The 23,618-nt window shown below is 40.0% G+C and carries 20 protein-coding genes; 10 read left to right on the forward strand and 10 right to left on the reverse strand.

The window, feature by feature from the left end; all coding sequences use genetic code 11:
* Window positions 1–31: 31 nt before the first annotated feature.
* From ABD000_RS09070 to ABD000_RS09090, 5 genes are read left to right on the forward strand one after another with little or no spacing between them, the layout of a single operon-like run.
* A complete protein-coding gene (locus ABD000_RS09070) occupies window positions 32–700 on the forward strand; it encodes an NAD(P)H-binding protein (RefSeq protein WP_343766285.1) in 669 nt (222 codons plus the stop codon).
* Window positions 701–725: 25 nt separating this feature from the next.
* Window positions 726–1,274 carry a hypothetical protein gene (locus ABD000_RS09075; RefSeq protein ID WP_343766287.1) on the forward strand — a complete coding sequence of 183 codons (549 nt, stop codon included), beginning with the start codon at window positions 726–728 and terminating at the stop codon, window positions 1,272–1,274.
* A 10-nt stretch (window positions 1,275–1,284) separates the two neighbouring features.
* Entirely contained in the window at window positions 1,285–1,659 is a 375-nt protein-coding gene (locus ABD000_RS09080) for a VOC family protein (protein ID WP_343766289.1), read from the forward strand.
* Window positions 1,660–1,661: 2 nt separating this feature from the next.
* Complete coding sequence (locus ABD000_RS09085; protein WP_343766293.1) at window positions 1,662–2,129, forward strand: CYTH domain-containing protein; 468 nt, start codon at window positions 1,662–1,664, stop codon at window positions 2,127–2,129.
* A gap of 38 nt (window positions 2,130–2,167) precedes the next feature.
* Complete coding sequence (locus tag ABD000_RS09090; protein ID WP_343766296.1) at window positions 2,168–2,683, forward strand: YciI family protein; 516 nt, start codon at window positions 2,168–2,170, stop codon at window positions 2,681–2,683.
* Here ABD000_RS09090 and pbpC read toward each other — a convergent pair whose 3' ends face one another.
* From pbpC to ABD000_RS09115, 5 genes are all read right to left on the reverse strand, one after another.
* Window positions 2,684–5,056, reverse strand: coding sequence for a penicillin-binding protein 1C (gene pbpC / locus ABD000_RS09095; RefSeq protein ID WP_343766299.1), 2,373 nt, complete (start codon window positions 5,054–5,056; stop codon window positions 2,684–2,686).
* The gene (locus ABD000_RS09100) at window positions 5,040–5,462 is read right to left on the reverse strand and encodes an antibiotic biosynthesis monooxygenase family protein (RefSeq protein WP_343766302.1); all 423 of its coding nucleotides are present in this window, start codon (window positions 5,460–5,462) and stop codon (window positions 5,040–5,042) included. The genes pbpC and ABD000_RS09100 overlap by 17 nt, the downstream gene beginning before the upstream one ends.
* On the reverse strand, window positions 5,438–11,011 hold the full coding sequence (locus ABD000_RS09105; protein WP_343766305.1) for an MG2 domain-containing protein: 5,574 nt from the start codon (window positions 11,009–11,011) through the stop codon (window positions 5,438–5,440). Before ABD000_RS09105 ends, ABD000_RS09100 begins: the two co-directional genes overlap by 25 nt.
* Window positions 11,012–11,081: 70 nt before the next feature.
* Entirely contained in the window at window positions 11,082–12,008 is a 927-nt protein-coding gene (locus ABD000_RS09110; RefSeq protein WP_343766308.1) for a hypothetical protein, read from the reverse strand.
* A 3-nt stretch (window positions 12,009–12,011) separates the two neighbouring features.
* Window positions 12,012–13,085 (reverse strand): isoaspartyl peptidase/L-asparaginase family protein, encoded by a 1,074-nt coding sequence (locus tag ABD000_RS09115; RefSeq protein ID WP_343766311.1) that lies wholly within the window; start codon window positions 13,083–13,085, stop codon window positions 12,012–12,014.
* 84 nt (window positions 13,086–13,169) lie between these two features.
* Here ABD000_RS09115 and ABD000_RS09120 point away from each other — a divergent pair, with 84 nt between their 5' ends.
* The 3 genes from ABD000_RS09120 (at window position 13,170) to ABD000_RS09130 (ending at window position 16,370) form a co-directional block, all read left to right on the forward strand.
* A complete protein-coding gene (locus ABD000_RS09120; protein ID WP_343766314.1) occupies window positions 13,170–13,703 on the forward strand; it encodes a 3-hydroxyanthranilate 3,4-dioxygenase in 534 nt (177 codons plus the stop codon).
* A gap of 151 nt (window positions 13,704–13,854) precedes the next feature.
* Window positions 13,855–15,408 carry an L-piperidine-6-carboxylate dehydrogenase gene (gene amaB, locus ABD000_RS09125; protein ID WP_343766317.1) on the forward strand — a complete coding sequence of 518 codons (1,554 nt, stop codon included), beginning with the start codon at window positions 13,855–13,857 and terminating at the stop codon, window positions 15,406–15,408.
* A gap of 359 nt (window positions 15,409–15,767) precedes the next feature.
* On the forward strand, window positions 15,768–16,370 hold the full coding sequence (locus ABD000_RS09130) for a hypothetical protein (RefSeq protein ID WP_343766320.1): 603 nt from the start codon (window positions 15,768–15,770) through the stop codon (window positions 16,368–16,370).
* 144 nt (window positions 16,371–16,514) lie between these two features.
* Here the strand turns inward: ABD000_RS09130 and ABD000_RS09135 are convergent, their stop codons facing one another.
* From ABD000_RS09135 to ABD000_RS09155, 5 genes are all read right to left on the reverse strand, one after another.
* Window positions 16,515–16,979 carry a collagen-like triple helix repeat-containing protein gene (locus ABD000_RS09135; RefSeq protein WP_343766323.1) on the reverse strand — a complete coding sequence of 155 codons (465 nt, stop codon included), beginning with the start codon at window positions 16,977–16,979 and terminating at the stop codon, window positions 16,515–16,517.
* A gap of 642 nt (window positions 16,980–17,621) precedes the next feature.
* The gene (locus ABD000_RS09140; protein ID WP_343766325.1) at window positions 17,622–18,347 is read right to left on the reverse strand and encodes a metallophosphoesterase; all 726 of its coding nucleotides are present in this window, start codon (window positions 18,345–18,347) and stop codon (window positions 17,622–17,624) included.
* Window positions 18,344–19,483, reverse strand: coding sequence for an ATP-binding protein (locus ABD000_RS09145; RefSeq protein ID WP_343766328.1), 1,140 nt, complete (start codon window positions 19,481–19,483; stop codon window positions 18,344–18,346). The genes ABD000_RS09140 and ABD000_RS09145 overlap by 4 nt, the downstream gene beginning before the upstream one ends.
* Before the next feature lie 187 nt (window positions 19,484–19,670).
* A complete protein-coding gene (locus ABD000_RS09150) occupies window positions 19,671–20,426 on the reverse strand; it encodes an SDR family NAD(P)-dependent oxidoreductase (RefSeq protein WP_343766331.1) in 756 nt (251 codons plus the stop codon).
* 113 nt (window positions 20,427–20,539) lie between these two features.
* Window positions 20,540–21,403 (reverse strand): aldo/keto reductase, encoded by an 864-nt coding sequence (locus ABD000_RS09155; RefSeq protein ID WP_343766334.1) that lies wholly within the window; start codon window positions 21,401–21,403, stop codon window positions 20,540–20,542.
* 168 nt (window positions 21,404–21,571) lie between these two features.
* Here ABD000_RS09155 and ABD000_RS09160 point away from each other — a divergent pair, with 168 nt between their 5' ends.
* Both ABD000_RS09160 and ABD000_RS09165 read left to right on the forward strand, forming a co-directional pair.
* Window positions 21,572–22,576: an AAA family ATPase gene (locus tag ABD000_RS09160; RefSeq protein WP_343766337.1), complete on the forward strand. Its 1,005-nt coding sequence runs from the start codon at window positions 21,572–21,574 to the stop codon at window positions 22,574–22,576.
* Window positions 22,577–22,694: 118 nt separating this feature from the next.
* On the forward strand, window positions 22,695–23,561 hold the full coding sequence (locus tag ABD000_RS09165; RefSeq protein WP_343766340.1) for a DUF58 domain-containing protein: 867 nt from the start codon (window positions 22,695–22,697) through the stop codon (window positions 23,559–23,561).
* Window positions 23,562–23,618: the final 57 nt, after the last annotated feature.

The raw sequence follows: 23,618 nt of genomic DNA on the forward strand, positions 1-23,618 counted from the left end.
TGGTTTATTTGCTATTCCATATCTTTAGCAGATGCAAAAAACGGCGATCATCTTAGGAGCAACGGGACTGGTAGGAGGAAAATTATTAGATATGCTTCTTGAGGACAACAGGTATTCCAACGTAAAACTTTTTTCACGTAGTTCCGTCAATAGAACCCATCCAAAACTAACCGAATATTTGTGTGATCTATTAATGCTCAAGGCGGAAAAAGAGCGTTTTACAGGAGATGAGTGCTACTGTTGTATAGGAACAACCAAATCGAAAACACAAGACAAAGAGCAATATAAAGCCATTGACTACGGCATCCCAAAAGCAGCTGCAGAATTATGCGCCGAAAATAATATTAAGCCTTTTGTTGTAATCTCTGCCATGGGAGCAGATGCCGGCAGTAGCATTTTTTATAATAGAGTTAAAGGTATGATGGAAGAGGCTGTAATGGATCAAGGCATTTCCAATACTATTATCGCAAGACCCGCTTTGATTGGCGGTGATCGGGATGAAAAAAGATTAGGTGAATCCATCATGAAAAGTATTCTCACCGTAGTCAATCCATTGTTGTTTGGATCATTAAAAAAATACCGCATGATCTACCCACAAGAAATTGCCGATGCGATGATTTGGCTTGCGAACAATCCTCAAAAACAGCCTGTATTTCTGTCTGATGAATTGCAGAACTATGCTAGAAAATCATATGCTTAATAGATTATAAATTAAATAGAATCATATGAATTACTCAACGTTTAAATTTTTCTTTCTTGTTACTTTTATTGTAACAATCATTGGCTGTTCATCAAATGATGACTCCTCTACTGAATCTGATTTATCCATAAATGAATTTGTTTATGATGGAGAGACTTACGAGTTAGTGACAGCATTTATTACAGATGAAAACACTACGACTGATGAAGCTAGCGATATTGGAATAAATATTTTTAATGTGACCAATAGTCAAACCAATGGAACGGTGGATAATGTTACTCGTGTATTTTTTGATGTGGAAGACATCACATTGCAAGAAACTACATATAATGAAATAGCAGATTACGAAGTAGCTATTAACGGCTCATTTAATGCTGGTGATTATTCTGAAGGAACACTATTGTTATCAGATAATGATCCTCAATCAACAGTTTTTGCATCATCAACTACAGTATCGATACATAACATTACAGAAACGACAATCGATTTATCTTTTACGTTCATGCGCAATGACGGAAAAATAATTTCAGGGAAATATAATGGAGATTTAATTAATTTAAACGTAGAGGATTAATTCGTTAACAATGAACCTCAATCAAATCACTGTTCCTACAACCGACATAGAATCTTCTCTAGGATTCTACCAAACCTTAGGCCTAAAACTCATCGTTAAATCGGCAGAATATGCCAGATTTGAATGCCCTGATGGCGAGTCAACATTTTCAATCCATGTCGTAGATAAGACCCCTAATGGTAATGGAGTAATGGTTTATTTTGAATGCGAGGATCTTGACGCTACTGTTGCAGATTTGAAGCAGAAGGGCATTAGATTTTATCAAGAACCTACAGATCAGTCATGGTTATGGCGAGAGGCGAGATTGTATGATCCTGCGAATAATCACTTAATTTTATACTATGCCGGCAAAAACCGAAAAAATCCACCCTGGAGAATTAATTGAACATGAAAGAAATTGAACGCAAATACCGGGTTAACAATGACACTTACAAAAGACTTTCTAAGCTTTCTTATGAGATTAAACAAGGCTTTTTAAACACCCATCCAGATCGAACCGTGCGGGTGAGAATAAAAGGTGATCAAGGTTTCTTGACGATAAAAGGTCGATCCAATGAAAGTGGAACCACCAAGTTTGAATGGGAAAAAGAAATCCCTGTTCAAGAGGCTCAAGCATTGTTGGAGTTATGTGAAGAAGGTGTAATTGAAAAAACACGCTATGAAGTCTTAGCAGGAAAGCATACTATTGAAGTGGATGAATTTCACAGAGCTAATCAAGGCCTAGTGATGGCCGAGATTGAACTCACCCATGAAGATGAGTCGCTTAAACTACCCAACTGGTTAGGAGAAGAAGTCACAGGAGATATAAAATACTATAACGCAATGTTAAGCAAATATCCCTACAACACCTGGTGAATAAATTAAATCCAAATTTTTTAATGAGAATAATCGTGATGAGAAGAATCATATTACTAGTACTCTTATTATGCATTTCATGCAAAGAAAAATCGCAACAGCAACCTCAAGAAGATCAACTCGAAACTGCTACGACATCAGAATCAGCGCTCATCAACAAAAACCAGCAAACTGATAGTTTACTCGCAGATCTAAAGGCAAAGGGGTTTCAGACCTTTGACTATGTTGAAGAGTCCACAGGAGAGAAGGTCATTATGCAACAATATTTTATCGCTTTTTTAAAATCCGGGCCAAACCGTAACCAATCCAAAGCTGAGGCAGATAGTTTACAGGCCTTACATATGGCTCATTTAGGACGGATGTACGAATTGGGCTATGCTGATATTTCGGGGCCGTTTGGAGATAACGGGGAAATTAGAGGCATCACCATTTACAACGTTCCAACATTAAAAATGGCAGATAGCCTGGCTCATCTGGATCCCATGGTCCAAGCAGGTCGACTGGCCATTGAGATTCATCCCTGGTGGGCAGGGAAAGGTTTTGGGTTGAGGTAGTTACTCGACTATTTCAAATGCAACCGTTTCAGAGCTTCCCGTTTCATCCACCACAGTGATTGAATGCTTTCCTAGGGAGGGCTTAAAACTCATTTCATGAATACTTGAGGTTGTAGTAACATAACGCTCATTTAAATACCAAAATACACGCTCTGTAGAGGATGGATGCGTGATTTTTGCGACAAACTCAGTTTTAGATTCGTCAAAATCTTTAGGTAAAGCTAGTTTGGTATTGGCTTTAGGCGTTATAAACCTTAACTGATTCTCTGGTGATTGTTTACAGGTAACCTTAAAGGGAGGCAAGGCTCTATAATCAGGATGACTTTTTTCATAATAAAATGCTATCAACGGAGGCAAGGTAAACCAAGGGGTATGAACCATATTGGCTGTATCTTCACACGACGAATCTACCTGATACTCCCCGGTGGCATCCAGGTGAACTAAGCTGTGATAAGGACAAGGTGAGGTTTTCAAGCCGCTTACAGGGATATCCTGCTTAACTTTGTTTGGACAAATGGTTGAAGCCCTATAACCACTTTTAGCACAAACCTCTACCTCACTCAACGCATCAAAAGGAGCATCAAACCAGTCACTGGCGGGAAGCAAATCAAATACATCAAAAAGAATAGGAGCAGCAGCCTCCAGACCGATTAATCCCGGTCTGCCCTCACCGTCTGCGTTACCAACCCAAACACCTACTACAAAATCTTTTGTCGACCCAATGGCCCAGGCATCTCTAAATCCATAGCTTGTGCCGGTTTTCCAGGCAATTTGTTTACTGGAATCAAAAAATTCCCAGTTTTCTTCACCCTGTGGTCGATTGACTTCTTTTAAGGATTCATACGTCAAGTAGAGAGATCCCGCATCAAAAAATACTTTTTCTTTTTGGCTTACGCCGAAAATTTTTTCTTGTGTATCGCTTTGCTTGACAAGTCGAGGCTCTCTAAACTCATTAGAAAAATACTGACTTGAAGAAGTGTTAAAATGATTGATCGTGCCTGAAAATGCTGCGTAAGTTTTGCATAAATCCCACAGGTTACTTTCTGCTCCACCTAAGATCAAGGAAAGACCATAATGATCTTTGCCATAGGTAACATCCTTAAGATCGAGTTGCTTTAGGGTATAATGAAATCGATCTAATCCAAAGCTTTGAAGCATTCTCACTGCCGGAATATTAAGTGATCTGGATAAGGCACGTTTGGCCGTGACCGCTCCGTCAAACGAATTATCAAAATTTTTAGGTGTGTATCCCGCGATAGAGGTGGGTACATCTGCCACTAAAGTTCCGGGTAAAAGTTCCCCGGCGTCCAGCATTGCCGCATATAAAATGGGTTTTAAGATGCTCCCCGTGCTTCTGGGTTTTGAGATGATGTCCACATCTTTTTGATGTTCTTTTGAGGTTGGAGTGTTGCCAACATAGACCAGAATCTCTCTGGTATGTACATCCATTACCAAAACTGCAGCATTATGAATTTGATTTTGTTGCAAGCGCTGCCAGTGCTGTTTTACAATTCGATTGGTTTGTTGCTGAAAATAGGCATTAAGTGTGGTTTGTACCTTTTCTCCAGGGTGATTCTGGTGCAATCGCTCTAAGGCATGAGAGGCATATTGAGGTAGCGGATAGGGCTTTTGAGGTAACATTTCTTGCATAGATAGTGCATACGTCAACGAGTCTATCATTTCGTGTTGCCATAGTTTTTTAAGTAATCTGTCCCGTTTTAATCTTAAACGTTCTTGACGTTTACCCGGATAAATCAATGAAGGTGCATTGGGTAGTACGGCTAGACTTGCTGTTTCTGCCCAGCTGAGTTCTTGCGCAGATCGACCAAAGTACCGCCAGGCAGCTGCCTCAAGACCAACTACATTCCCGCCAAAAGGAGCATTAGACGCGTAGAGCGCTAATAGTTCTTTCTTGCTGTATCTCAATTCAGCGCGGGTAGCGAGAATGAGTTCAATGATTTTTTCTGTATAGGTTCGCGATTTTCCCTTACGAGAAAGCCGAATCACTTGTTGCGTGAGTGTACTTCCACCACGTTTAACTTCACCGTTAAGGCTATTTTGATACAAGGCTTTCACGATTGAAATAGGATTGAACCCTGGGTGATATCTAAAGCACTCATCTTCAAAATAGGTTATGCAGATTTCAAAACGTTCGGGTACGGAATTAGTTGGCGGAAATCTCCACTGACCATCCGCAGCAATTTTAGCCCCGATCAAATGTCCTTCGGTGCTTTCAATAATGGTAGAGGTGGGAGAAGAAAATAAGTTCTTGGGTAGTGAAAAATAATACCCTAATAGAAGCACAAAAGCAATGAGAAACTTTATTCTATGCTTAGAAAAAAATGGTTTAATATGACTACTTGAAAAACTCATACTCTCGTTCAACCAGGCAAATACAGGTCTTGTACCACTCGTACCACTTTTCTTTCCCTAATTTTTGTGCTAATTGATGATCTATCTGATTTTTCCACTGCGCGATATCCTCCTTGGTTTTCCAATAACTTACGGTGATGCCTACTTTATCTCTTGCACTTTCCATCCCTAAATAGCCTGATTGTTCTTTTGCCAGCTGCTCCATTAATGTTGCCATAGAACCATACTCTTTCTCATTCTTTTTAGTGCGGATAGAGGTAAAAATAACAGCGTAGTACGGAAGTTCTTTTTTCATATCTATTACCTGCGAAGGCGTGTATCTTTTTGTAAATTGTTCTAATGACTTATCATTGACTAAGGTTTTCTTTGAAGAGCAACATTCTATTCCTTCACCACTTCTACCCATGTCCCTTTATTGCGAACCAAATGATCATTGTCATACATCGCTTCGGCTTGAATGCCCGGTAGATAGTATTTTCCCAAATAAGCAGCATTTAGCAGCACCGTGAATGACTTAGATTTTCGTTTGGGTAGATCAAAATAAAAGTTTACCCGATCATCCTTGATGTCAGTATAATTGGCTTGATTATTCTGTGCATTTCCGTATCCCGTAAACTTGGTATTGACGATTTCCCATCCCGAAGGAAATATCTCTGTCAGTGCAATATCATAGATAGGATTACTGGTTGGATTTGTAATCGTAACTGTAGCAACTACATCTGTTCCCTGCAATAAAGAAGAGATGTCTAATGAAGCTCCATTCGCTGTTTTATAGCCCACAGAAGCGTTTAGATTACGCTGTGTGGTTTGCTCTTTTCCTAAAGGCAGAACGCCGTAGGTAATTATTCTGGCGAAGACTAAATTGTCCAATTGATTAGAAAAGGTCAATTCATTTACTCCTGCTTTTACATCAAGTTCACTTTGACTGATAGCAAATGTAGAAGAAGCTTTTTCTGTGCTGCCGTTGATAGTATAATTTACCTTGACTGATCTGCCGCCGTTCTTTTCGACCATTTTAGCCATGGTCATTAAACAATAGGCTGTGGTTTGGGTACTCATCCATTTTTTTGAGGATAAAGCTTTCGCAATGGATTTTGCCAGGTCAATTGAGGTTTTATCATCCAATAAAAGCATGGTTTCCATCGCCATGGCGCGATTACGATCTACAGATCCATAGGTATAATAATCTCTTCTGGATTCAAATTCTATATTCGATCGATTGGCTAATTGCCGTGCTGCTTCTTTTTGACCTGCTAGAGCATAGGCAGCTGCCAAACGCCATTTGGCATCATTACTTAGGGAGGCATATTCACGTAAGCGATTCATGGCGGCCAGTTCTGGTGAACCGGCTAGTGCCAGCGTGTAAAGACGATATGCCTGAGCCAGATCAGACCTGTACTCGCGTTTTCCTGGGCGCCAGTTTCTGGCTGTTTCCAATTGATACTGCTTCCATTGACTCATAAAGGTTAACGGCATGCTATAGCCTTTCTTTTCGGCTTCAATCATAAAATGACCTGCATAACTCGTTCCCCAGTCATTCGCAGATCGTGATCCCATCCAATAGGACAATCCCCCGTTGGGCTGTTGAAAGTTTCCTAAGCGTTTTATCGCTTTTTCTATATTTTTTTTCATTTGCTGTTGATCCTCATAACTAAACTCCATGATGGTGGGTAGGTATAACTGCGGAAAAACAGCCGATGTCGTTTGCTCCACACACCCATGAGGATAACTCGTTAAGTACTGAAGGCGTTTTGAAATATTCATCGGCGGAAGCGTAGATAACTCCAGCTCCGCACGATTTGTTCCAACCAGCCCGAAAGTTTCAAACGTCACCGGCAGTTCTGCATTGGGTTGAAGCTCAACTTCAGTCACCCTGGAAGTTACAGGATTTGGATTCATCAACTCAAGTTCGACTTGGTAAGATGCTTTTTCGCCATTGCCGTTTGCTTCTATTTCAATGGTTGAAATGCCTTTTTTATCGCTTACTTCCAGTTCAAAGTAGACCATTTGTTCACCGGGTTCTTTAAACGTAACTGTTTTTGACATCTCCCCGACAGCCTTCATTTCTTTAGGGAGTTTAAGTTTTACCGTTGCGCGCTTAACCTTATCTTTCATAGCGAATACCGTTACCGGTAATGCAACCTTTTCTCCCAGTGCCAATCTGCGGGGTAAAGATGCGAGTACCATAAGAGGTTTTCTCACCGGGGTAACTTTTTCGGCAGAGCCGTAGGCATTTTGCTCAATGCTTCCGGCGACCACCATGGTGCGAACAGAACCTATATATTTTGGCATATTAATCGTATGCTTCGCCGTTTGACCTTTCTTCAATTTAAATGGGCCCAAAACTTTGACCACAGGGGGAAAGCGATTTGCCTTTTTCACGGCAGCACCGTTTGCTTCGGCATCACCCCCAATGGCAAATACCTGATCTAAGTTTCCGCCATAGGCGCCAATTACATCATCATAAATATCCCAGGTTTTGACGCCGAGTGCCTGTTTAGCATAGAACTCATCCCAGGCATTAGGGGTTTTAAAACGGGTAAGATCCAGTAAACCTTCATCGACCACAGCCAGCGTATAGGTCATCGCTTGGTCATTTTCTTCACTTACCTTAAGTGTAAAGGTAGACTCTGGTTTAATTTCATTGGGCAAGCTGAGTTCTGGTTTTAAAATGGTCGAAGGATTGTAGACATTGATTGGTATAATCCCGAACAATCGTATGGGCAAATCATTTTGTATTGCGCCGTGAGGCTGCAACAAAGAGACATTGATATAGACGTTTGGCGCCATTTCTTTGGTAATGGTAATGCTCGCCGTGGTTTCACCTTTAGTTGTTTTCACCCATTTGGTTTGAACTACTTCTACACCATTTTCTACGCTAATCAGTGCACGTCCCTCACTGCCTGAAGGAAATGTGATTTTTGCTTCTTCACCCACCACGTATTTTTCTTTATTCGCCGAAAGCATCAACATTTTAGCAGCTTCATTATCCCCGGTAGAAATACGGTTAGACCAATTGCGGTAGAAGTAAGCTGTTCTTCCTGTGGCATGACCACTCACGGGATCAACTACTCTAATTAAATAGCGGCCATTATCCCGCTGCGGAATGTTTATCGAAAAACTGCCTTTCCCTGAAGAGTTTGTATTAATCTTAAAGCTTTTATAGGGTCGATGAACTTTATCTGACGTATAAGAAGAAAGATCATCATAAGACGAACTCCACCACCAGCGCCATTTTACTTCATACATTCGTACTTCCAGATTTTTACGCTGGATAGGCTTACCGCTATCATCTAAGGTGATTACATCAAAGGTGTGGTTTTCATTAGTATAAAATGAGCCATACATACGACCTTTAGGTGATTTAAGACCAACAAAGGATTTAAAAGGAGCGTATTTTTTTTGAAATACATCCATGGAAAAATCTCCTCCTGTTTCAAAAGCTCTGGCTAGAAAATTGACTTGCATCATCCCGGGAGCGTTTTTCATCGCACCAAAGTCCATGGAAAAATCTGCCTGCCCTTGATTATTTACTTTTTGATTAAAAGCAGTGAGCTCTTTATTCATTGATTTCTTGGTAGGATCCTTAAAGACAAAGTTTTTATAGGCGGGGAAAGGGTTTGTTGCCGCACTAAGTTTTGCCGTGATTTCTGTACGTACATTTTTTGCCGGTGCGCCGTGCAACCAGTTGACACGCAAATCTCCTGTGATTTTTTCGGTGCTGCGTAAAATCTCATCATCAAAGTCAATTTTTAGCTTTAAGCGGTTTGGTTTGATGGTTTCAACAGGAAGGGATTTATAATACGTCGCACCACCCACGCTCACTTTTGCACTCCAACTTCCCGTGGGAGCATTGGCTGAGGTTGGTACATCAAAACGATAAAAACGATTAACCCCTGTATTCTCAACCTTACTGTAGATGAGTTTTCCCCGGGCATTGGTCACCTCCATTTTGACAGGATGATTCTTTGGCAAAGGATTATCAGTATCATTCAACATAAAGTTGAGATGCAGCGTATCCCCCGGTCGCCAAACTCCGCGTTCGCCGTAGATATAGCCTTTGAGGCCGCGTTCTATTTTTCTTCCGGAAACGTCGTATTTACTAAGAGACAACGACTTTCCATCGGTTAATTTAATGTAGGTGGTGTGTTTACCGTCTTCCGCGGAAGCGAAATAAGCGTACTCCTCTCCATCATACAGTGTAAATCCATTTTCATCGGTGGACAAAGAGACAATTTCCTGCTGCTGAAAGTTGTACAACTTCACCTTGGCATTCGCCACAGGATCGGTCGTTAACATATTGGTTACCGCAAAATAATACGACCCATTTTCGCCTCGCTTAGCAATCAATCCTAAATCTGTCGCCAGAATATTGGTCGCTAGAAAATGATCATCTCTATAGTAGGATTCGTGACAGGGATTTTCACGTTCCTTCCAATTGTAATTGTTTGTTTGATAGCTATTGATGCGATTATCCCAAAAGGCTTCTTCACGTTCTTCTTGATTTGCAAAATTCTGCTGACTATAGTTCCCGTAATCTGAATATTCGTCATAATAATAGTCATCGTAGTAATACTCGTCATCATCTTCATCGCTCACTACATTGCGGGCAACAGTACAGTCATATAATGCATCTGCTTTTGAAAAGCTGAGTTCCACCCGATAAATTGCACCGGGATCACTCTTAAAATACGTGCTTAGATCAATGCTGTAAGCTTTCCATTTCCCGGTATTTTCCAGTTCATTTACGATAAGTTGCACCTTCTTTTTCGCGATACGCCTACCTACCCTGCGAATGGCATTGCGGTAACTGGCATTGAGTTCATTTTCCTGCAAAAATTGAAGCACATTATCCTGATATATTTTGATGATGTGCACATCTACGGCCTTTAAATTTACCGCTTCAAGGTTGTATTTAAGTCCGTTTGAATTAGGAAGGATATTCCCGCTTCGCACCACTCGAACTGCTGGTTTTAGTTGTTCAAAAGAAATGGTCTCGCTAAAAGATTTCTTCAGTTTAAATCCATAGCTGTTTTTAATTCCTTCAAAAATAGTAACCGCTACATTACCCGTAATGCGTTTATCTGGATAGACCAGCAGGACGTTATTATTGACCACATATTTTAGTGCTTTAGACCCTTTGATGGTCACCAGGCCGTCAAAATTTTGATCTTTCTTTAAGGGGTCAGAAAAATTGATCGACAAATACTGATCTGGCGATTGCGCAGTGGTGACATCTACAATGGTAAAATTATTTTGACCGGGGATGGTCATTTTCTCGCTGCCGTTAAGTTCTGCTGAAATGGGCGCACCATCCCACATCACCTCAATGCTACTATCTTCTTCTTTGCGTTTGATGCTATCAATAACAAAGGTGTATGAACGTGTCGAAAGGTCTATAGGAGTCCATTTTATCTTAAGGTTGGTATCACTTTGAGTAGCTGAAATAATCTTTTTTACCTCGTCAAGCGGAAACACATCTGAAAGCTTTATACTTCCGTTTAAGTATTGATAGGTTTTGCTGTAAGACTGTAAATTTTCTAGGTTTACGGAGTAATTGGGCGTGATGGTTTTTACCTTAAATGAATAGACTTTAAACTCGGAAGGGACATCGCTATAAATTCGGTCAAGCCGAAGTCTTACCGTGTATTCTGTATCTGGCGTCAAAGCTTTATCAGGGCTAAATTCCAATGTATTTGCATTGATCGCAATGAGTTTACCCTCAACATCCGGCGTCACCTGAAGCACTTTGGAAGACAGTTCCATTCCTTCTTCCCAATCTTCAATGGGTTTTGCCAGACTAATAAGGATAGGATCGTGGCTAGAAATATCTCCCCCGGTGGTTTGATAGATGTATTCTTTGAACTTAAAGAGGTTATCCGTCTCGGTGTCTGAAGATTTTTTACAGGTTGTCACTGCTAAGGCGAGGAATAGAAGTAGGCAACGTTTTTTCATGTATGTGGTCATTATGAGAAACTAAAGTAGTGTGATTAGTAGAGATTGGAATCCCTGAAAATGGGGTTATTTAATTTATATCTATTAATATCTCTCCTTCATGATCATCAATTAAGTGACTAACATCAAAATCAAAACTTTGAAATTTTAGTGCCGTATCAATGACGAAGTCAATACAATATTGACAATTATCCTTTGACCATTTCTTTTTGCCATATATTTCCGCTATCATCTTACCCCCAACCGTTCTTGATACTGTTGGCGTTAAAATTTTGAATTTTTGAAATTCTCTATAATCAATACCCAGAGAAAGTATTTTTAAAGCTTCTTGAATGTAAGAAACAGATTTGCTGATTACATTAATTGTATTTATAATATCATTGGTTTCATCTAGCTTTTTTTCTAATCTTGAAATCATTCTTGATTCGCCTCCGAAGAAAAATGGATCACTTTGCCAGCTGATTTTATTGTCTTGATATTCTTTAATAAGCTCATTAAAAGCATAGGCGATATTCTCGATAGCTGAAGTATAATTACCCTCTGAAAGAGAATTTTCTGACTTAATTATGTAGTCTTTCACTGATTTATATTTGATAATCTCTCTAAGAGAGATTTGTTCAAAATCAACTCCAAATTGCGTTGTGGTATTATGAATGAGAAAATCTGTTGTATAAAATCTAAACCTTTCTATCTCCGATGTTGCAGGTATTAGTCCTCGATGTTTAAGATTAACTCTTGTTGCGTTTAATTGCTTCATCGTCTCTTTTAAAGTCAATTCAGGAATTTTCTCCCAATATTGCATGAAGTTTAAATTTGACGAGTTTATATTATTTCTTTCTGCTGTAAATTTTAAAAACATCTCAATGCAATCGTGAAAAGATAAAATTGCAAATACTTCCTGGCCATTATTTTTAGAAGATTGATTTACGTCTATGATATATAAGTTTTTAATTAATAACAATCTCCTCAAAGTGAGTTGTTCATCTTCGTTTTTCATATATCAATTCTTATAAATCCCAATCTCCAGTTCACCCCCTGCATTCATTGTTGCTCTGTACATCCCTGCCGTATTAAATTCCATCGTTACATTGCCCTCGTTGTCAATGGCTACAATACCACCATCACCACCAAGCTTCGGGATTTTTCCCTGTATAACCGTTCTCGCTGCTTCTTGTAAGGAAAGCCCTTTGTACTCCATCAATGCCGAAATATCATATGCCACCATTCCGCGGATAAAGTATTCGCCCCACCCTGTTGAAGACACCGCACAAGTCGCATTGTTCGCATAGGTTCCTGCACCGATGATGGGAGCATCCCCAATTCTGCCCCAGCGTTTGTTGGTCATTCCACCGGTTGAGGTTCCTGCGGCCAGATTCCCCTCTTTATCTAAGGCAGCGCAACCCACCGTTCCAAACTTGGCATCTTTAATAAACGGATCTGCAAAACTAACTTTCTTGTCGTCGTGGTCCAGTGCTGTCTTTTGAGAGGCCTTGATTCGTTGCAGGGATTCAAATCGTTTTTTGGTATAGAAATATGATGGATCGACGAGTTCCATGCCTTGCTCTTGTGCAAAACGTTCTGCGCCCTGCCCGCTGAGCATCACGTGATCAGAATCTGTCATCACCTTTAGGGCGAGATCAATCGGGTTTTTTACGCGGGTTACACCGCTAACTGCTCCTGCGTTTAAGTCGGCGCCATTCATAATCGATGCGTCCAACTCGTTGGTTTCTTCATGCGTAAATGCGGCTCCCTTCCCGGCATTGAAAAGCGGAGAATCCTCCATGACATTGATGGTTGCTGTAACGGCTTCTATGCTGCTTCCGCCATTGGCGAGAATGTCATGACCTGTTTTGATGGCTTCTTCCAGCTTGGCTTTATACGCAGCTTCAAGTGAGTCTGTCATGTTTTTCTTTAAGATGGTTCCGGCACCGCCATGAATGACAATGCCAAAGTTAGGTGTTGTATCTTGTTTGTTTTCTTCAGAAGAAGAGACAGAAGATTCTGTTGAGGTGTCTTTAGACTGACACGAAATTAAAATGAATGAGGCGATTAAAATGGAAAGATAGGTACGCATTTAGAATAAAGTTTAGTATTGCTTTAAAGATAAAAAACTTCGGGACAACTTGATGAATTTGTATCTTTATCAAAATACATGAGCATGAGTATCCCAAAACCCTTTAATTTGAATCAGTGGATCAAAGAAAACCGCGATGCGTTAAAACCCCCCGTAGGCAATAGAAACCTTTATAAAGATGCCGGTGATTATATTGTAATGATTGTTGGCGGCCCAAACGCCCGAAAAGATTATCATTACAACGAAACCGAAGAGTTATTTTACCAGCTGGAAGGTAATATTGAGGTGCATGTACAAGAAAATGGTGAAAAGAAAACCATGAAGCTTGGGCCGGGTGATATGTATCTGCATCCCGCAGGGGTACCGCATTCTCCCGTGAGACATTCTGGTTCAATTGGATTAGTCGTTGAGCGCAAAAGAGATAAATTAGATGCCGAAGATGGTCTCTTATGGTTTTGCGACAATTGCAACAACAAGCTCTATGAAGTAAAGTTTAAGCTTGAAGATATTGAAAAGGATTTTTTAGGACATTTCCGACATTTTTATACTAATGAAGAACTTAGAACCTGTAATGAATGTGGTACTGTGATGCCGGTGGATGAACGGTTTACCGTGTAGATAAATATAGATTCAAGACCGCTGCGCTGTTAGAATAAAGAGTTCTAGTAGTAAACATACAAACTCTGCTTACTTAAAGAGGATTGCTAAATCTTGGATTTTCTAGTGTAATTCTTCGTATTTTCGCAAAAATCACAAATAAACAACCCTCATGGCTACGATTTCTGCAGGAATAGATATAAAAAAGACCCTTGATCAACTTGGGATAAAAGAAACTAATCAGGGAACCTCTACAGGAAATACTTGGTTCTCTTCTGGAGATCCGATAACCTCAATCTCTCCTGTAGACGGAGAAAAAATTGCCAGTGTTACCACTACAACTAAAGAAGATTACGAAAAGGTAATCGCTTCCGCCCAAATGGCATTCAAAACCTGGCGCGTGATGACGGCTCCACAACGTGGAGAAGTAGTGCGTCAATTTGGGGAGGAACTGCGCAGGCTGAAAGAACCTTTGGGTCAATTGGTCTCCTACGAAATGGGAAAATCCTATCAAGAAGGTTTGGGAGAAGTGCAGGAGATGATCGATATCTGTGACTTTGCCGTTGGACTATCAAGACAGCTTCACGGCCTTACCATGCACAGTGAACGCCCCGGGCACCGCATGTACGAGCAATATCATTCACTAGGAATTGTTGGGATAATATCTGCATTTAACTTTCCCGTAGCCGTTTGGGCGTGGAATACTGCCTTAGCGTGGGTATGCGGAGATGTATGTGTGTGGAAACCCAGTGTAAAAACTCCGCTGTGTGGTGTTGCTTGCCAACACATTATCGCCAAAATCTTAAAAGATAATGATTTGCCTGAAGGTATCTCATGTTTGATCAATGGAGATTATACCGTAGGCGAAATGATGACTACCGACAGTCGCGTTCCTTTAATTTCTGCCACGGGTTCTACCCGAATGGGAAGAATTGTAGCCTCAAAAGTGGGAGAGCGTTTAGGAAAGTCTTTACTGGAATTAGGCGGAAATAACGCCATTATCGTCACACCGGATGCCGATCTTAAAATGACTGTGATTGGCGCTGTATTTGGTGCCGTGGGAACGGCGGGTCAGCGTTGTACCTCAACCCGAAGATTGATTATCCACGAAAGTATGTACGATAAAGTAAAAGATGCCATCGTAGATGCGTATAAGCAGTTGAACATTGGCGATCCATTGGATACTAATAACCACGTGGGACCATTGATCGATACAGATGCGGTGAAGATGTATGAGTCTGCTCTTAAAAAAGTAGTAGAAGAAGGTGGGAAGCTCATTGTAGAAGGCGGAGTCCTTTCTGGTGAAGGGTATGAAAGTGGATGCTACGTAAAACCTGCCATTGCCGAAGCTGAAAATGAGTTCGAAATCGTGCAGCATGAAACCTTTGCGCCTATTTTATATCTTATGAAATACAGCGGCGAAGTAGAAAATGCTATCGAACTACAAAATGGTGTTGCGCAAGGATTATCCAGTGCAATCATGACCAATAATTTACGTGAGTCAGAACGATTTTTATCGGTCACCGGATCAGATTGCGGAATTGCCAATGTAAATATTGGTACTAGCGGAGCTGAGATCGGCGGAGCCTTTGGCGGTGAGAAAGATACCGGCGGCGGAAGAGAATCTGGCTCTGATGCCTGGAAAGTTTATATGCGCAGACAAACCAATACGATTAATTATACCACAGAGTTACCTTTAGCACAAGGGATTAAGTTTGATCTGTAATGTTATAGACCGCTTCGCTTTTAGAGATTAGACCGTTCATTTCACTCACTGTTAGAAATAAGACTCTTTCTAAAATGAGGTTAATTTGAGTATTGACCTTTGTCAGCAAATCACAAAACATCTAATGGCAAGTATGCGAACAGTTGAACAATGAGCCAAGCGAATGTTCTAACAGCGTGCCCAACTGGAAAGGCGCGCTAAGCGGTCTAGTATCTAACAGTCTCCAAGGTTTTGGGTCGGTCTAACTTCTATTTTCTCTTCCAAGACTCAATAATAAGTTACCGCTAACGTTCTAATTGGCAAGTGTTTGAAATTTTTTGTGTAATTTCATTCCTAACTACTAACCAAAAAGAGAACAAATGACACTTACCGGAATATCCCTCTGGCTATTTGGAATAGCCTGCGCATTAGTCGGATTTTTATTTACCTGGCTATTTTACAAACGTGCTGATCAGTCGGCGGTAAAAAATCAGACACCATCTGCAATTAATCCAACGGTCACATCAACTGAAAAAGATGAAATAGAAACGCTCAAAGCTGATAATAAACGCCTGCAACGCGAATTAGATTTATGCCATGCACGATCTAAGTTAGCTGCCTCTGCGGCAAAAAAAGTTGAAGCGGCTACACGAATTACTTCTTCGTTTAAGAGTACTGATGCGGTAGTATTTGATGCCGAAGCTGCTAAGAAAGCTTTTGGCAAAAAGGTCAAGCAAGACGATTTAAAGATCGTAGAAGGAATAGGTCCGAAGATTGAAGAATTATTTCATCAAAAAGACATCAAAAGCTGGAGAGCTCTATCTGAAACTCCGGTCGAAAAATGCAAAATGATCCTGACTGAAGCTGGCCTCCGATATAAAATGCACAATCCCGGCACCTGGCCTGATCAGGCAAAACTGGCGTACCAAGGCAAATGGACTGAACTTAAAACGCTACAGGATAAACTAAGCAGAGGAAAGTAAATTGAAGCTGAAGTCGAAGATGAATTGATGTTAAATTCTTAGAATCTTCTTTTACAAAAAAACCCTCCTTCGCTTGTCACCGTTGCACTTTTATGCTATGGCGACCATGGAGCGCAGGAGGGTAAACTGCAATACTATTATTTCCTATAGGCCAAAATGCTGGCTGACTTCATCGAAATTGTTTAAATCAATGCCTGAAGTATCCACATTTGATGGGATGATGATAAATCTAAAATTTAATGTTTGATTAAATGTAGATACTAGTCTTAAGTATTCTAATCCAATTCGATCAATATCTAACCTAACCTCAGTGCTTATAACTAAAGGTAACGTTTCCCAAAAATCGTTGCCACAGCAAGTTACATAACCCAAAACAACTCCGCTATCTACGACTTCTTGTGTTATCTCTGGAATATCTATTATATTATTTCCAATTGATATATCTACATCATTAAAAACTACTGATATCACATTTGCATTCCCATCTTCCCCGGGAATCCCTTGAGGTCCTTGTTGTCCATCGACGCCGTCGATGCCGTCTTCTCCATCTTCTGCATCGCAAGAAGTGGTCGTAAAAGATACTGCGATTGCCATCATAGCAATCAGCATATAACGCATTGTTTTCATAATTAAAAAATTTAGTTGTTTTAAAGTTTTACCGGGTATATTGACCGGTCTGTTCAACTAATTAATGTGTCAAGTAGATAAAGGTTAACAAAAGAACATGAATATCCTTTATTTGTAGCTGTTGAAGAATAGACATTAGACCTTCCTTAAAGAGTTGGAGACTCATAGAAAATAGAAGTTAGACTTTATTAGATATAATTAAAATGTAGTATCTGCTTATAACGGATTACCTAGTACACAAACAGAGAAATTAAGCTAACCTCCAACAGTGAGCAAAGCGAACGGTCTCATATTCAAAAGCGAAGAGAAGCAAGCGATCTTACATTAAATGATATAGAGGGTCTAAAAGCGTAGTGAACATGCTAATTTCTTGCTTTTTTAGCTGTAAAAAAAGAAATTATACTATCCCAACAAGTTGGTGGCTATCAAAAAAAAGAAGTTAGAATTTTTTGATATCATTTATGTTTAATATCTGGATATAACAGATTGCATAGCTAAATATTGAGAGAAAAATTATCTAACCTCTAACAGTGAGCAAAGCGAACGATCTCATATCTAACAGTGAAGCAAAGCAAGCGGTCTAACAGTGAGTTAAACGAACGATCTGAGAGCGAAGCAAACATCCTAATTTCTGCCGTTTTCAGTAGGATATAAGGTATACACAGGATCACTCTGCCACACTTGTTTAGAATCCACATCCATGATAGAAAGTGCTCCTTTATAGGCGGCAGAGGTGTCCATATTCCACACATTAGCCGCTTGACAGGGTACGGTTGCACCTATGCGATATAAGGGAGTGTGCCCAATATAAATTTCATCAAAAAGTTTGAAACGTTCAGGGTAACGTTCATCTTCAGGAGTTAAGGCTGGGTTCAGAGCAAGTGCCGTTTCCCATAAGGTACGATCCCACCAAAGCATTCTGGGAAAATATTCATACGATGGACCGTGCAAATTGGTAAAGCCAGCGTGGCAGAATAACCGATTCTTATCGTCTACGTGAAAACTGGTAAGCCTTTGATAAAAGTTGAGGTGTTGCGCTATTTCTTCCGCAGAAAGCTTAGCATAGTTCTCTACCGTTAGGGCTCCGCCGTGTTCTAACCATTTGGGACTTTTGATATTTTTCTCCAAATAATCCTGCACCAGTTGATCGTGATTCCCCCTAATAAACACACATTCATGCGTAGATTGTAGTTTAATTAAAAATGAAACCGTCGCCGCCGAATCACTCCAGCCATCCACATAATCACCCAAAAATATTAACCTGTCTTCAGCGGTTACTTGAGCTCTTTCTAAAACTTGTTTTAGGGCTATTAAACCACCGTGTATATCACCTATCACTAATGTTCTCATGAATTGTAACGTACTTTTCGTAATATTCTAATGTTGTCCTTATATAAGTCATAGGCTTTCTCGCTATGTTGTCTGAGTAAAGGACGTGCCTCTTCTAATTTTACCATGGCCTCTTCAAACCCATTCAAATAACAAATCAAATAGGTGGAGGGCACATTGAATAAGTCTTTCTCTTCAGCTTTGCTGAGGCTGGTCTGGCGTTTTAATTTTTCAACCAATGCCTGATTTGAATTATAAATATGATATAGGATTTTTTTATCAAACTGAGGCGGTTCAAAAATAAGTTCGCTTTCAATGTCATAGTTAGCATTGTCTCTAAAACAAATAGATACTTTTTCTAGCGGATAATACTTATGGTTTTCTTGTAATCCCAATAGAACAAATTCTGTAATTGTAAATCTATTTTCGGTAATAGCTATGCTTACTTCGTCCAAGACAGAGTAAAATAGCTTTACTTGTTCATTGATGAGCTGAATATTGACCCGCGAATAATAGGTTTCATCTCCCTTTTTTTTTTCTTTCCCTGACCAACAGACCACAAAGTATTCTTTAAAGACCTTGTAGGTAGGATTATAGTCCTTACTTCTCGTCATAAAGTCCATGACCCCATCCAGCGTGAGCTTAATGTTGTTTCGGGCATGATCTTCGATGGTTGCTACGATATCAGAATTCACATCTTTTAATTCGATGTCAAATACCTTGGGCATGCTTATACTGCCATCCCTAAAGAAAACTGCTCCCCCGTAATATTTCCATATATTCTTCCGCAGGGAACAAATCTTACCTTCGTTAGCACGAATGGTAACCAGTCCCACTACTTTATCTTCAGGTAAATGAGGAAAGTTGATGTTTTCATACGTAATTACAGGAGGATGACTCAAGTAAGCATTGACCAAGTTTTGAATTTTGCTGTCGTCAAAAAAGTCTACGCCATTGATTTTATTATCGTCGTCTTCAACTCCAATCACGATGTAGCTGTTATTTTTTGGGTTGCTGTTCGATAATGCGCAAATGTGTTTTAAGAACTTGGCTTTCCCTTCTTTAGAGCCAATATCAATCTTTCGCTTTTTGTCATAGAAACTGTTCTCATCATTGTGAGCCAGTAAATTTTTTATGAGTAAGCGTTTGTTGATCATATCCCATCCTAAATCCTTCCCTAAGGGAAGGACTTTTATTGTGATTCTGTGTCCGCCTTGCTGTTAAAGCAAACTTTGTGAGACACCTTTCAATTGTCATTCCGCACTTGTTGCGGAATCTATTTTTGCTAATTATTTACATCCCCTTTGCTACACTCAAGTAGTTTGGAGTCTGCTCTTCAAAGGGTTAACTACTCTTATTCACAATTGTACTACTGGCCTGATCGGTGCACATCATCGTGAGATCAGCGATATTCACATGTGGAGGACGGCTAACCATAAATGCAATAACTTCAGCGACATCTTTTGCGCTTAAAGGTGTAAATCCTTGGTATACGTTTTTGGCGCGGTCTTCATCGCCTTTAAAACGAACTTCGCTAAACTCTGTCTCCACCATTCCCGGATTAACAGCTCCCACTCTAATATTGTATTGATTAAGATCGATACGCATCCCTTGATTTAGAGCATCTACCGCATGTTTTGAAGCGCAGTAGACATTGCCGTTAGGATAGACTTCCTTGCCAGCGGTAGAGCCTATGTTGATGATATGACCGCTGTTTCGCTTAATCATCTGAGGAATAATCGCCTTACTTACATATAAAAGTCCTTTTACATTAATATCCATCATAGCATCCCAGTCATCAATACTTCCATCTTGAATGGGGTCTAATCCATGGGCATTCCCCGCATTATTGATCAAAATATTGATCTGCCGAAAATCATCAGGCAGATTGATGATGGCTTTTTTGACTTCTTCATTATTGCGCACATCAAACTGAAGTGTATGTACGTGAACCTTTTTAGACAGGTCTTTCTTTAATGCTTCTAATCGCTCTTTCCTTCTTCCACACAGGATCAGGTTAATTCCGTGATCTGATAAAGTTTCTGCGGTCGCTTTGCCAATGCCGCTGGTAGCTCCTGTAATAAATGCTGTTTTTGTCATATTTATTTTCCGCGAAAGCGGTAATCTTTTAACTCCCCGCATAGGCCGGGATCTTTTTATATTGTACTAAATTTTAAAGTCCTTCTCCTTGGGGAAGGATTTAGGATGGGACACTAAGGCACTTTATGCCCTTGACTTGCTACCAACAATTCAAACCAGTCTTGTATCTCCAATTCTATTTCTGTAGCTTTTTTCGCATCTTTTACACGCTCTTTAGTGGTGGTTCCTATCACCGGGTGTATCGCTGCAGGATGTTTTAAAATCCAGGCAAGAAGTAACTGATCTTTTTTACCAGAATATCTATCACTCAACTTATCCAACACCTCATGAATTCGTTTAGCCTGAGCAGTTTCTTCGTTAAAAACTTTACCTAGTGGACTCCAGCACATGGGGGTAATTTCATATTCCATCATGTAATCCAGCGTGCCATCATGCAATGCGTTATGTGCGGTGAGTGAAAACTCAATTTGATTCGCATCAATAGGAATTCTGGATTGAATTAAACTCATTTGGGAAACACTAAAGTTAGAAACCCCAAACGCATTAATTTTTCCTTGCGTTTTTAGTTGAGTAACGGCCTCCGCAATTTCATCAGGATGCATCAACGGGCTGGGTCGATGGAGCAGTAACAAATCCAAATAGTCTGTCTGCAAAAGTTTTAGAGACCTTTCTGTTGAGGTAATGATATACTCCTTATCGTATTGATAATGTTTTATCTCATTTTGAGGTCGGGTTTCTGCTTTGTATTGAATTCCACATTTTGAAATGAGTTGAATGTCTTCTCGCTGTATGTTAGCTTCCGCGAAAGCGGTGCCAAAATGTTCTTCGTTGGTGTAGCCTCCGTAAATATCAGCATGATCAAAGGTCGTTACCCCTTGCTCTATGCAAAAATTAAGCTGAGAGATCATCTCTTGCCTGTTAAATTTCTTACCCCATTCGCCCCAGGTCATTACACCCTGAATAATCCTTGAAAACATATGCTTTTTTTAGTTGCTTAAAGAAACAAAATACCCCGTTCAATTCATATCTTTTTTATCAAAAGATCAGGCTAGTTTTAACCTATTCTTAACAACCAATGGCTTAATAATTGTTCATTTTGGTTCGTTAGTAAAAATTGTTATCATTACCCTGTTTAAATAGACTTTATGGAAGAGCAAAACGGTACGTTGGATATTGCGCAAATCAATGAAAGAATTGAACGTGAAAGTGCATTTATTGACATTTTAATGATAGAGATGAATAAAGTAATCGTGGGTCAAAGAAATATGACTGAACGATTATTAATTGGTCTCTTAGGTCGAGGACATATTTTATTAGAAGGTGTTCCCGGTTTAGCAAAAACCCTTGCGATCAACACTCTATCTAATGCTGTAAGTGCCGATTTTAGCCGAGTCCAATTTACGCCAGATCTCTTGCCTGCCGATGTGGTGGGAACTATGATTTATAATATTAAGGAAAATGACTTTAGCATTAAGCAGGGACCCATTTTTGCCAACTTTGTCTTGGCAGATGAGATCAACCGTGCGCCGGCTAAAGTGCAATCTGCTTTACTAGAAGCAATGCAAGAGCGACAGGTAACTATTGGGGATACTACGTTTAAAATGCCCGATCCATTCTTGGTCATGGCGACACAAAATCCGGTGGAACAGGAAGGAACATATCCGCTGCCAGAAGCTCAAGTCGACCGATTTATGCTCAAAACGGTGATTGATTATCCTAAAATTAACGAGGAGCAACTCATCATGCGCGCTAATCTAAAAGGAAGCTTTGAAAAAGTTAATCCTGTTATCAGCACAGCGCAAATTCTTAAAGCACAAGCTGCGGTGCGCGAAGTGTACATGGATGAAAAAATTGAAAAATATATTTTAGACATCATCTTTGCAACACGTTATCCCGAAAAACACAATCTAGACAGCATCAAACCCCTTATTAGTTTTGGGGCTTCTCCCAGGGGTTCTATCAACCTTGCGATGGCTGCTAAATGCTACGCTTTTATCAAAAGAAGAGGTTTTGTTATTCCAGAAGATGTGAGAGCAGTGGTTCACGACGTGCTACGCCATCGTATTGGAATTACCTATGAGGCCGAAGCCGAAAATGTCACCAGTGAAGAATTGATCAATAAGATCATCAATGAAGTAGAGGTGCCGTAGAAGCCCGTCCATGAATTAGCAATAACTAATCAAAAGAATCTAGTTTGTATTAATGAGATTCCGCGTCAAGCGCGGAATGACATGGAAAAAAAGATTCCCGCTTTTGCGGGAAATAAATATGAATACCAAAGAGCTTTTAAAAAAAGTACGAAAGATTGAAATTAAGACCCGCCGGTTGAGCGACCACATTTTTGGTGGTGAGTACCATTCGGCGTTTAAAGGTAGGGGGATGACCTTTAGCGAGGTGCGTCAATATCAATTTGGAGACGATGTAAGAGCGATTGACTGGAACGTCACGGCGAGAACTAATGAACCGTATATCAAGGTATTTGAAGAAGAGCGCGAATTAACCATGATGCTGCTGGTAGACATTAGCGGATCAGAGTTTTTTGGAACGCAACAACAGTTTAAAAAAGACGTCATTACAGAGGTAGCGGCAACCTTAGCATTTTCTGCCACGCAGAATAATGATAAGATTGGCTTGCTGCTATTTACAGATCAAATAGAATTATTTATTCCGCCAAAAAAAGGGCGCTCTCACGTGTTGCGTATTATAAGAGAATTATTAGAATTTGAGCCTAGGGGAAAAGGAACTGACTTGACAGAGGCACTCAAGTATTTTTCTAATGTGATTAAAAAGAAGGCGATTGTTTTTGTGCTTTCAGACTTTATGACCGAAGGTTATGAACAAACCTTAAAAATTGTAGCAGGCAAGCACGATGTGACCGGGATAAGAATTTATGACAGGCGCGAAGAAGAAATCCCAAATTTGGGAATGGTTCAAATGAAGGACGAAGAAAAAGGAGAATTGGTATTAGTAAATACAGCCTCTAAAAGAGTACGACAAAGTTATGCCCTACATTATCGAACTAATGTTGATTACTATCAAAATAGCTTTAGAAAAAGCGGTGCCGGAAGCATTCATGTACGTACCGATGATAGTTACGTTAAAAAATTATTGGGTTACTTTAAACAAAGAGGATAATACGTGAATAAACCAGTGATATCAAGGAGTACTAAAAAAAGGTCAGGACTACTAACA

Origin of the sequence: Gangjinia marincola (assembly GCF_039523415.1) — a bacterium.
In the GTDB taxonomy this organism is placed as follows: Bacteria; Bacteroidota; Bacteroidia; order Flavobacteriales; family Flavobacteriaceae; genus Gangjinia; species Gangjinia marincola.

Coding starts and splice junctions, on each gene's coding strand:
- ABD000_RS09160 (WP_343766337.1), top strand. CDS start 21,572: ATGGAAGAGCAAAACGGTACGTTGGATATTGCGCAAATCAATGAAAGA.
- amaB (WP_343766317.1), top strand. CDS start 13,855: ATGGCTACGATTTCTGCAGGAATAGATATAAAAAAGACCCTTGATCAA.
- ABD000_RS09135 (WP_343766323.1), bottom strand. CDS start 16,979: ATGCTGATTGCTATGATGGCAATCGCAGTATCTTTTACGACCACTTCT.
- ABD000_RS09085 (WP_343766293.1), top strand. CDS start 1,662: ATGAAAGAAATTGAACGCAAATACCGGGTTAACAATGACACTTACAAA.
- ABD000_RS09140 (WP_343766325.1), bottom strand. CDS start 18,347: ATGAGAACATTAGTGATAGGTGATATACACGGTGGTTTAATAGCCCTA.
- ABD000_RS09120 (WP_343766314.1), top strand. CDS start 13,170: ATGAGTATCCCAAAACCCTTTAATTTGAATCAGTGGATCAAAGAAAAC.
- ABD000_RS09070 (WP_343766285.1), top strand. CDS start 32: ATGCAAAAAACGGCGATCATCTTAGGAGCAACGGGACTGGTAGGAGGA.
- ABD000_RS09115 (WP_343766311.1), bottom strand. CDS start 13,085: ATGCGTACCTATCTTTCCATTTTAATCGCCTCATTCATTTTAATTTCG.
- ABD000_RS09080 (WP_343766289.1), top strand. CDS start 1,285: ATGAACCTCAATCAAATCACTGTTCCTACAACCGACATAGAATCTTCT.
- ABD000_RS09100 (WP_343766302.1), bottom strand. CDS start 5,462: ATGGGTAGAAGTGGTGAAGGAATAGAATGTTGCTCTTCAAAGAAAACC.
- pbpC (WP_343766299.1), bottom strand. CDS start 5,056: ATGAGTTTTTCAAGTAGTCATATTAAACCATTTTTTTCTAAGCATAGA.
- ABD000_RS09110 (WP_343766308.1), bottom strand. CDS start 12,008: ATGAAAAACGAAGATGAACAACTCACTTTGAGGAGATTGTTATTAATT.
- ABD000_RS09075 (WP_343766287.1), top strand. CDS start 726: ATGAATTACTCAACGTTTAAATTTTTCTTTCTTGTTACTTTTATTGTA.
- ABD000_RS09105 (WP_343766305.1), bottom strand. CDS start 11,011: ATGAAAAAACGTTGCCTACTTCTATTCCTCGCCTTAGCAGTGACAACC.
- ABD000_RS09145 (WP_343766328.1), bottom strand. CDS start 19,483: ATGATCAACAAACGCTTACTCATAAAAAATTTACTGGCTCACAATGAT.
- ABD000_RS09165 (WP_343766340.1), top strand. CDS start 22,695: ATGAATACCAAAGAGCTTTTAAAAAAAGTACGAAAGATTGAAATTAAG.
- ABD000_RS09155 (WP_343766334.1), bottom strand. CDS start 21,403: ATGTTTTCAAGGATTATTCAGGGTGTAATGACCTGGGGCGAATGGGGT.
- ABD000_RS09150 (WP_343766331.1), bottom strand. CDS start 20,426: ATGACAAAAACAGCATTTATTACAGGAGCTACCAGCGGCATTGGCAAA.
- ABD000_RS09090 (WP_343766296.1), top strand. CDS start 2,168: ATGAGAAGAATCATATTACTAGTACTCTTATTATGCATTTCATGCAAA.
- ABD000_RS09130 (WP_343766320.1), top strand. CDS start 15,768: ATGACACTTACCGGAATATCCCTCTGGCTATTTGGAATAGCCTGCGCA.